Here is a 9716-nt window from a genome sequence, read left to right on the forward strand (position 1 = left end):
GGCCATGACATGAACGATACGATCACGCCGCTCGAAGCGGGAATCGGCTGGGCCGTGAATTTGACCAAAGATTTCACGGGCGCCGGGGCGCTGAAAAAGCAGGCGCAGTCCGGGCCGCAGAAAAAACTCATCGGCTTTGAAATGCTGGAGCGCGGCATTCCCCGTGAAGGCTATGCGATCGTGAGAAACGGCGAAGCGGCCGGCGCGGTCACCAGCGGGACATTCGCGCCCACGCTGAAAAAAAACATCGGTCTCGGCTACGTCCGGACGCCGGAACCCGCGGCCGGCGAGGAACTCGCGGTCCGCATCCGGGACCGCGACTTAAAAGCCATAGCCGTGAAGCTTCCTTTTTATAAAAGAACGAAATCATAACCCTATCCCCGGAGGAATCCATGAATTTTCCGAATGAGCTGCGCTACACCAAAACCCACGAATGGGCCCGACGCGACGGCAATGTGCTCACGGTCGGCATTACCGATTACGCCCAGAAAGAAATCTCCGACGTGGTTTTCGTCGAGCTTCCCAAGAGCGGGAAAGAAGGCCAGGCCGGCAAGCCGATCGCGGTCGTCGAATCCGTGAAAGCGGCCTTCGACATTTACGCGCCTGTCAGCGGCAGCGTGACCCAGGTCAACAGCGCGCTGGAAGGGGATCCGGGCCTCGTGAATCAGGATTGCTACGGCAAGGGCTGGTTTTTTTCGATCGCCCTGAAGGACGCGTCCGAATGGGACAAGCTCATGACCAAAGAAGACTATGAAAAAAGCCTCAAAACGGGAGTTTAATTGAGAGCGCCTAACAGAATCCTGGTTGAAGCGAAAACTCGCAGGCCAAAGGGATTCGAGGCGCGACGGGCAAAAAACGCGGAAGCGTACTCACAGCAGTACGCTGAGCATTTTTTGACCGGTGCAACGAAGAAGCCCGCAGGCATGCGGGTTTGCAGCCAAATAGGATTCTGTTAGGTGCTCAAATGGAAACCACTCTTGATAAAGCGCAGCGGAGCGAGAACATGCATTACCTTCCTTTGACCGAAGAGGACAAGAGAAAGATGCTGGAGGAAATCGGGGTTTCCTCCTTCGAAGATCTCTTGAAAGGCATTCCGGCCGCACTCCGCGATCCCGAATTGCGCATCGGCGAGGCCCTCAGCGAATTCGACATCCAGAACCTGATGAAGACGCTCGGCAAAAAGAACAAATCCGCGGCCGACGTGCTTTCTTTTCTGGGCGGAGGCAGCTACGAGCATTTTATTCCCACGGCCGTGGGCGAAATCATGCGCCGCAACGAATTTTACACGGCCTACACGCCGTACCAGCCCGAAGCCGCGCAGGGAAGCCTGCAGGTGATCTTCGAATATCAGAGCCTCATCACGGAGCTCACGGGCCTGGACGTGACCAACGCGTCGCATTACGACGGCTCGACCAGCCTTGCCGAAGCTGCCGTGCTTGCGCTGCGCCAGACCGACCGCACGAAAATCCTCGTGTCGCGTGCCGTGCACCCGCATTACCGCCAGGTGCTGAAAACTTATTTCCACGAAACGCCGTACAAAGTGGTCGAATTCGGTTTCGGCGAAGACAAGACGTTTGACCGCGCCGATTTCGAATCGAAGATCGCCGACGACACGGCCGGCGCGATTTTCCAGACGCCGAACTTTTTCGGCGTGCTCGAAGACCTCGAAGGCGTGAGCGATAAGCTGCACACGAACGGCAGCCTTCTTCTTTTGACCGCGAACCCGATGTCCATGGGCTCGCTGCGTTCGCCCGGTGAATGGGGCGCGGACGTGGCGGCCGGCGAAGGCCAGCCTCTCGGCGTGCCGCTCCAGTACGGCGGACCGTACCTTGGTTATTTTTCCGTTTCGCGCGCGCTGATGCGCCGCATCCCCGGACGCCTTGCGGGCATGACGCAGGATTCCCAGGGACGCCGTGCCTACTGTCTGACCCTGCAGGCACGTGAACAGCATATCCGCCGCGAAAGGGCGGCCTCCAACATCTGCACGAACCAGGCGCTTTGCGCGCTTGCCGCGTGCGTGTACATGACGCTGCTCGGCAAGGAAGGCATTCAGGAAGTGGCGGAGCTCAACATGGACCGCGCCGCTTACCTGCGCCGTCTTGTCGCGGACGTGCCGGGCTTCGAAGTCCGCAAGGACCAGCCTATCTTCAACGAATTCGTGGTAAAGTCGAAAGTCCCGTTCAAGATGATCGAGGAGAAGCTGATCGAAAAGAACATCCTCCCGGGCATCGACCTTTCGCAGTTCTATCCGGAATTGAAAAACGAATTCCTCGTCTGCGCCACGGAAACGAAGACGCGTGAGCAGCTCGAAAACTTCGTGAAGGAGCTCGGAAAATGCTGATTTCCCAGGACAGCCGCCTCAGTTTCGAAAAAAGCCGCTCCGGAAGGCGCGGCGCGTCGCTGCCGCAGGGCCGCTATGAAAAAAGCAAAGTCCTCGAGCGAATCCCGGAAAAATTCCGCCGCAAGCGCCCGATCGTGTTCCCGGAAATGACGGAACCCGAAGCCGTGCGCCACTTCGTCCAATTGTCGAAGAAAAACTTTTCCATCGACACGCATTTTTATCCGCTCGGCAGCTGCTCCATGAAATACAACCCCAAGATCAACGAATGGGTGGCGGCGCTCGACGGTTTCGCGAAGGTCCATCCTTTGCAGCCGGCCGAAACCGTGCAGGGCATGCTCCAGGTTTTTCACGAGCTCGAGCACTCGCTGAAAGAATTGACGGGCATGAAGCGTTTTACGCTGCAGCCGGCCGCCGGCGCGCACGGCGAGCTTACGGGCATGATGCTTGTGCATGCGTATCATCACCACTTGAAACAGAACAAGCGCCGCAAGGTGCTCGTTCCCGACTCCAGCCACGGCACGAATCCCGCGAGCGCCGCGCTTTTTGGCTATCACGTGGTCGAGATCAAGAGCAACAGCCGCGGCCGCGTGGACCTGAAGGCGCTGAAAGAGCACCTCGACGATGAAACGGCCTGCCTCATGCTCACCAATCCCAATACGCTCGGCCTTTTCGAAGAGGAGATCCTCGAGATCACCAAGGCCGTGCACGAAAAAGGCGCTCTTCTTTATTATGACGGCGCCAATTTCAATGCGCTGATGGGCGTCGCGCGCCCGGGCGACATGGGTTTTGACATCGTTCACCTCAACCTGCACAAAACGTTCTCCACGCCGCACGGCGGCGGCGGCCCCGGCTCCGGCCCGGTCGGCGTGAGCGAGAGGCTCGTGCCTTTCCTTCCCGGACCGCTCGTCGAAAAAGACGACATGGGCTACCGTTTCCAGCCCGTGGGAGATCTTTCGATCGGCCGCGTGAAGTCTTTCCACGGCAACGTGGGAATGCTCGTGCGCGCATACGTGTACATCCGCACGCTCGGCCTGGAAGGCCTGAAAAAGGTGAGCGAAGACGCGATCCTGAACGCGAACTACATGAAAGAAAAATTGAAAAAGATTTTTCCCGTGGCCGTCGACGAGCCGTGCATGCACGAGTTCGTGCTGACGCTGAAAAACGCCAAGGCCCAGGGCATTCATTCCGGGGACGTGGGTAAGCGGCTGCTTGATTACGGGTACCACGCGCCGACGGTACATTTTCCGCTCGTCGTGGAAGAGGCCCTCATGATCGAGCCCACGGAAAGCGAAAGCAAGGAAACCCTGGACTCTTTCATCGAAGCGCTGGAAAAAATTGCGGTGGAAGTCGCGAAGGACCCGGAAAAGGTCCAGAACGCGCCGCATACCATGCCGATCACGCGCCCCGACGAGGTGCTTGCCGCGCGCAAGCCCATCCTGTCCTACCGCGACCTGATGAGGGAAAAAATCCTGCTTGCCGAAGGCGCGCCTTTCTAGGCGTCCTCGACGGAGGCTTATGTCCGAAATCCGGCTGTATCCGCCCCTCAGCGCCCCGATGCCTTTTCAAATGGCATTGGACGAAATCCTCTTCCGCAAGGCCATGGAAGAGAAGCCGTCGTCCGCGCTTTTGCGGTTTTATTATGCTTCGAGCCCCTGGATTTCCGTGGGCTATGCGTACGCGGGCTGGAAGGAATGGGAAGAGGGCCGCTCCGCGGCGCAGGCTTCCCGCGTGCCCGTCTGCCGCCGCCTGACCGGAGGCGGAGAAGTGCTGCATGGCCGCGATCTCATGTTTACGCTGATCGCGCCCAAGGATTTCGACGAGTCTTTCGGGTCCGTGCGAGTCAGCTACTGGAAGATCCACGAAGTGCTGAAGGCTGCGCTGGAAGAACTGGGCTGCCCGCCGCGGTTTTACCGCTGCGACGAAGAGCTGCCCAAAGGCCGCGAATGTTTTATGTTTCCGATCGCCACGGATCTCGCCTTCGGCAACAAGAAAATCGCGGGCGGGGGGCAGAAGCGTTCGCTCGGCATGCTGCTGCATCAGGAGTCCATCCAGTTCCAGCCGCCTTGCGGTTTCGAAGACCTGGCGGCCGCGATCGAACATCAATTCGCCCGGGCCTTTGGCGCGGAAATCAAGGAACAGCATTGGGACCCCGACTGTCTTTTCCGGGCGGAAAAACTGGGGCAGGAGAAATATGAAGTGAATCCCGCGCAGGCGATGTCAGGCGGACGCTCATGAAAGAAAAAGACGATTTTCTCCAGAAGATCGAGAAGGTCATCCAGAGCAATTCGCAGTACAAGTTCGAGGCCTACAGCTTCGTGCTTTCCGCCCTGCATCATACGGTTTCGAAACTGAATAAGCCCCGTCACATCACGGGACAGGAACTGCTGCACGGCATCCGCCGATACGCCCACGACCAGTTCGGGCCCATGGCGCGCGTGGTGCTGAACTACTGGGGCATCAACGAAACGCTGGATTTCGGGAAAATCGTGTTCGCGCTGGTCGACGTCGGCGTGCTTCGCAAGCAGCCGGAAGACAAGCTCGAGGATTTCGCGGCGGTCTACGATTTCAAGGAAGTGTTCGACGAAGGCTACACTATCGAGGACGAATAATGGCGCAGGAAAAACTCCTGGAAAAACTGAATCCGGCCCAGAAAGAAGCCGTGATATGGCCGGCTTCGCCGCTTCTCATCCTGGCCGGCGCGGGCAGCGGCAAGACGCGCATTTTGACCCACCGCATCGCACACCTGATTTTCGAAGGGGTGCCGAGCTTCAACATCCTTGGCGTGACATTCACCAACAAGGCCGCGCAGGAAATGAAGCTCCGCGTGCAGAGGCTCGTCAATCAGGACGTGTGGATCAGCACCTTTCACGCGACCTGCCTGCGCATCCTCCGCATGGAAGCGCCGCGCATCGAGATCGACCGCAATTTTTCCATTTACGACGATTCCGACCAGCTCACGCTCATTAAAGAGTGCGTGAAAGAACTGAACATGAACGAAAAGCAGATCCATCCCAAGGGCGTGCGGGAAAGGATTTCGCGCGCGAAAGATTACCTGATGACGCCGTACCAATATGCGGAAAAATCGCAGGACATCTATGAGGAGTCGGTGGCGAAAGTGTACCGTCTCTACGAAGAGAAATTGACGAAGCTGCGGGCCCTGGATTTCGGCGATCTGATCTCGAAGACGGTGGCCGTTCTCGACCGCTGTCCGGACGTCCTGGAAAACTGGCAGAACCGGTTCCAGCACATCCTGATCGACGAGTATCAGGACACTAACCATGCGCAGTACCGCCTGGTAAAGCTGCTCGCTGCGAAAAGGCGGCAGATCACCGTGGTGGGCGATCCGGACCAGTCCATTTATGCCTGGCGCGGCGCGGATATCCGCAACATCCTGAACTTCGAAAAAGACTATCCGGATGCCGGCATCATCAAGATGGAGCAGAATTACCGCTCGACCAGCGTGGTGCTGGATGCGGCCAACGAGCTGATCAAGCACAACCGCGACCGTAAACCCAAGGCGCTGTGGACCGAGCGGGAAGGCGGGGAGAAGATCACGCTCTTCAACGCGCAGGACGAAAGAGACGAAGCCATGTTCGTCGTGAACCAGGTCCTGAAGAATCGCGACAAGGGGAGAACGCTCGGGGACCAGGTGGTTTTCTACCGCGTCCATGCCCAGTCGCGTATCATTGAAGAAATCCTGATGCGCTACAACGTTCCGTATCGCATCGTGGGCGGCACGCGGTTCTATGACCGCAGGGAAATCAAGGACCTGATCGCCTACCTCAAAGCGATCGCGTTTCCGCACGACGACATCAGCCTGAAGCGCATCGTGAATGTTCCCGCGCGCGCCATCGGCAAAAAGGCCGTGGAACTTCTGGAGGCGTGGGCCAAGACGCACAACGCATCTTTCGACGAAGCCCTGAAGCATGTCCGCGAAATCGAGGAGCTCACGCCCAAGGCAAAGCGGGCAATCGCGGATTTCAGCCTGTTTTTGCAAGGTCTCCGCGACATCCAGGCGCAAACCAAGCCCGGCGATCTCCTGGAAAAAATCCTGCGCGACACGCGTTACGTCCAGGAACTGGAAGCCGAGAAAAGCGCCGAAGCCGAGGACAGGATCGAAAACATCCAGGAATTTTTCAGCGTGGTCCGGGATTTCGAGGAAGAGAAGAAGGAAGAGGCCACGCTCCTGTCGTTCCTGGAATCGATTTCGCTCATGACCGACCTCGACAAATGGGACCAGGGTACGAATGTCCTGACCCTCATGACCATGCACATGGCCAAGGGGTTGGAGTTCCCGGTGGTCTACATTGTGGGCCTGGAGGAGGGAATTTTCCCGCACATCAACTCGTTTATGGAGTCCGGGGAGGATCTGGAAGAGGAAAGACGCATTTGCTACGTGGGGATTACCCGCGCCAAGGACAAACTCTATCTCTCCTACGCCCGCCAGCGCCGTCTCTACGGTTCGATTCAGCATAACCTGCCTTCGCGCTTCCTTAATGAGATTCCCTCATCTCTTTACCAAGCGGCGGGAGCGCCCGGAAGACCCCCTGCCGAAGACGATGACGAGATCCTCTATGATGACCTCATCATGGACGATCCCGACGGCCGAGACTCTGAAAATCGCATCTTATTTGATTAAAAAGACTTAGGGAAGTTATCCACTTCGTTTTCCGCTAAATTTTCCTTTGACAAATCCGCTCTCCGATGGTATCTTTTCTTCTACAAAATAAAAACTTCTTAAAAAGTACAAATGAAGACCTTCAAAAGAGTACGCCAAACACTGGGCTTGGTGACTTTATTCGTGTATTCCATCACGAATACGGTATGGGCGCTCCCTTCTCCCGTGGGCATCGAGATCATGCCCAAGAAAGAAACTCCCGCATTCCTCAATATTGATATTCCCTCGGATCTGGCCCAAGTCGAGGAAATCTACGAAGCGCCGCCCAAAGTCGACCCGCGGCTCATCATCCACATCCAGAACGCGCACGGAAATTACGAAGCGCAGCTGAAGATCAAGAAACTTCTCAAGCACCTTTACAGCACGTACGGCTTCCGCCTCTTTTTCGTGGAAGGTGCAGTCGAACGCCTGAATCCGGATTACCTCCGGCTTTTCCCGGATAACAAACACAATCTCGACGTGGCCGACCAGCTCGCGCGCGAAGGCAAGTTGACCGGCGCCGAGTTCTTCCTGATCGACGCGCCTTCCGAAGTCCAGGCCGTCGGCATTGAACAGGCGGAGCTCTATCGCGCCAACGTGGAAGTCTTCAAAGAAGTTTATGCCCGGCAGTCCGAAACCGACCGGTTCACCGACCAGGTGGATCAGCGCCTCCTGGACCTTTCGGCCAAGATTTTTTCTCCGGAACTGCGCCGCCTGATCCTGGAATGGAAAAAGTTCCAGTCCGGCCACCGCGCGTTCATGCCTTTCATCGAAAAGCTCTCGCAGGATGCCCGCAAGTACCTGGACGTTGACATGAAGGACATCGTGTCTCAGGTCGAGTGGCCGCAGATCACGCGGCTTCTGATTCTTCAGTCCATGGAAAAGGAATTGAACCTCGATGAGGGACGCAAGCAAAAAGACCAGGTTGTGGCGTTCCTGAGGAACCATCAGGTGCCGGAGAAGGTGGTCACCGCGCTGCAAAATCTCGAAGAACGGCATATCACCATGAACCGTCTCGATCCCGCGGACGAAAAGCTCGAAAACCTCCCGCGCTACCTTCTGGAACGGCTCGTGGAAGAAGCGGGGCCCAAGGGCTTTAAATTTTCGGATTATCCGGATTTCAGCCTGTACGCGGGCTACTTCATCCTGAAAAGCGAAGTGGATTCCAAGATGCTGTTCGATGAAGTCGAAGCCCTTTTCGAGCAGATCCTGAACAAACTCGCGGTCAAGGACCAGGAAAAACTGCTGCTCGCGCTGCTCCGCGACAATCTCACGGTGCGCAAACTCTTCCACCTCGAAGTCACGCGGGAAAACTGGGAAGCCTTTTCCCAGGAGAAACAGCGCATGGAACCGGAAACGCTCGTCCAGAGGATCGGCAAGCTCAGCTCGGAAGGCGCGGAGATCAAGCCTTCAAAAGAAGTCCTCGAGGCTTTTGACCTGGCGCTCAATTTTTACAATCTCGCCCGCCAGCGCGAATCTGTTTTCTATTACATGATCAAGCAGGGGATGTTCAAGGAAACCGAGGATAAGTCCGCGCTGCTGACCGGCGGCTTTCACACGGCCGGCGTTTTCGAGCGTTTCCGCAAGGACGAAGTCAATTACGGCGTGCTCATGCCGCGCATCCAGGAAGAAATCGACAACCAGAATTACGTAAACGCCATGCTCGATAAAAATCCCAACATGTTTGAGTCTGCGACCGTGGAACTTCCGGCCTCGATGGAATCCGGGACGGTACTCGCGGCCAAGGGTGTAGATGAATTCGCGGGCGTCGTTGCCCCTCAGCTTTCGACAGCCGTGCAGGCGGACCAGAAATGGGTATCGCAGGGCATCAATCCCGAAACCGATTATTATGACGCGGCCAGGTTCACGAAAGTCATCAACGAATCCCGTTTCGCCGCGCTGCGCAACATCCGCATCCAGCTTTCTCCGGCAGGCGATTATGCTTACTTATTCTATAAAGGCCAGCCGGTCAGGATGCCGAACGGCCAGTTCCTGAAAATTCCGACGGTCGTAATCAACAACGCCGAAGACAAGCCCGTGCGCGTGTTCGCGACGAGCATCAGCTCGACGGAAGTGGCGCCCGAAGGTTACACGGCCCCGGCCGAAGGTCAGAACGCGATCCTGCCTCCGGCGGTGGAAGGCATCAACGAATTCAATCTCAAGTCGGTCCTGGACAAGCTGGCTGCGGAAGCGGCCCCGGCTCCGCTGCCGCCCGTTGTCACACGCCAGGACACGGTCAAACAGAATGTGCTCGCGGCCCTGCGGCCGACGCTCAGCGCCCGCGTTCCGGGCCAGACGCCCACGGCTCCGGCGAAGTTCGGAAGCGATTTTGCGCAGGCTCTGGCTCAGCTCGACTTGCAGCAGGAGCTCATCCGGACGGAAGGCAACCCTCAAGAACGCGCGATCCTGCTTTCGCTCATTTCCTCTCTGGCCGCGCTTGGTTCGGTGGATTCAAACATCGGTGAGAACATGGCTACGGTGATCGCGGAAATCACGCGGCTGCTGCAGGGCAAACAAACCAAGCTCGAGAAAGCCGTGGATCAGGTGCGCCAGACCGCGCCTCAGTTCGTCAGCAATGAGGAAGGCCATGCCGTCATCCTTACCGACAAGCTTTTGAATGAAAACGAAATCATCGCCCTGGCTTCGCAGCTTGCGCTGAATCCCGCGCTGAAAATCTTTTACGTTTTTACCTCGCCGGAAGGTGAGCAGGACGTCGAT

General features: G+C 57.3%; 8 protein-coding genes. All 8 read left to right on the top strand.

From position 1 onward, the window contains the following. Window positions 1-372 (top strand): glycine cleavage T C-terminal barrel domain-containing protein (locus tag VL688_07670; protein ID HTL47927.1); only part of this gene is annotated, 372 nt, incomplete at its 5' end. Window positions 373-392: 20 nt separating this feature from the next. Continuing rightward, window positions 393-779: a glycine cleavage system protein GcvH gene (gcvH, locus tag VL688_07675; protein ID HTL47928.1), complete on the top strand. Its 387-nt coding sequence runs from the start codon at window positions 393-395 to the stop codon at window positions 777-779. Window positions 780-964: 185 nt separating this feature from the next. After that, window positions 965-2341, top strand: a complete 1377-nt coding sequence (gcvPA, locus tag VL688_07680) for an aminomethyl-transferring glycine dehydrogenase subunit GcvPA (protein HTL47929.1) — start codon at window positions 965-967, stop codon at window positions 2339-2341. Beyond that, window positions 2338-3837 (top strand): aminomethyl-transferring glycine dehydrogenase subunit GcvPB, encoded by a 1500-nt coding sequence (gcvPB, locus tag VL688_07685; protein ID HTL47930.1) that lies wholly within the window; start codon window positions 2338-2340, stop codon window positions 3835-3837. The genes gcvPA and gcvPB overlap by 4 nt, the downstream gene beginning before the upstream one ends. Window positions 3838-3856: 19 nt before the next feature. Continuing rightward, window positions 3857-4576 (top strand): hypothetical protein, encoded by a 720-nt coding sequence (locus VL688_07690; GenBank protein HTL47931.1) that lies wholly within the window; start codon window positions 3857-3859, stop codon window positions 4574-4576. Next, window positions 4573-4950: a Minf_1886 family protein gene (locus VL688_07695; protein HTL47932.1), complete on the top strand. Its 378-nt coding sequence runs from the start codon at window positions 4573-4575 to the stop codon at window positions 4948-4950. Before VL688_07690 ends, VL688_07695 begins: the two co-directional genes overlap by 4 nt. Next, on the top strand, window positions 4950-6980 hold the full coding sequence (locus tag VL688_07700) for a UvrD-helicase domain-containing protein (protein HTL47933.1): 2031 nt from the start codon (window positions 4950-4952) through the stop codon (window positions 6978-6980). Before VL688_07695 ends, VL688_07700 begins: the two co-directional genes overlap by 1 nt. A 111-nt stretch (window positions 6981-7091) precedes the next feature. Next, on the top strand, window positions 7092-9716 hold a 2625-nt coding region (locus VL688_07705; protein HTL47934.1), incomplete at its 3' end, for a hypothetical protein.

Source organism: Verrucomicrobiia bacterium, assembly GCA_035495615.1.
GTDB lineage: Bacteria > Omnitrophota > Omnitrophia > Omnitrophales > Aquincolibacteriaceae > DATJFP01.

Coding starts and splice junctions, on each gene's coding strand:
- gcvH (HTL47928.1), top strand. CDS start 393: ATGAATTTTCCGAATGAGCTGCGCTACACCAAAACCCACGAATGGGCC.
- VL688_07695 (HTL47932.1), top strand. CDS start 4,573: ATGAAAGAAAAAGACGATTTTCTCCAGAAGATCGAGAAGGTCATCCAG.
- VL688_07690 (HTL47931.1), top strand. CDS start 3,857: ATGTCCGAAATCCGGCTGTATCCGCCCCTCAGCGCCCCGATGCCTTTT.
- gcvPA (HTL47929.1), top strand. CDS start 965: ATGGAAACCACTCTTGATAAAGCGCAGCGGAGCGAGAACATGCATTAC.
- VL688_07700 (HTL47933.1), top strand. CDS start 4,950: ATGGCGCAGGAAAAACTCCTGGAAAAACTGAATCCGGCCCAGAAAGAA.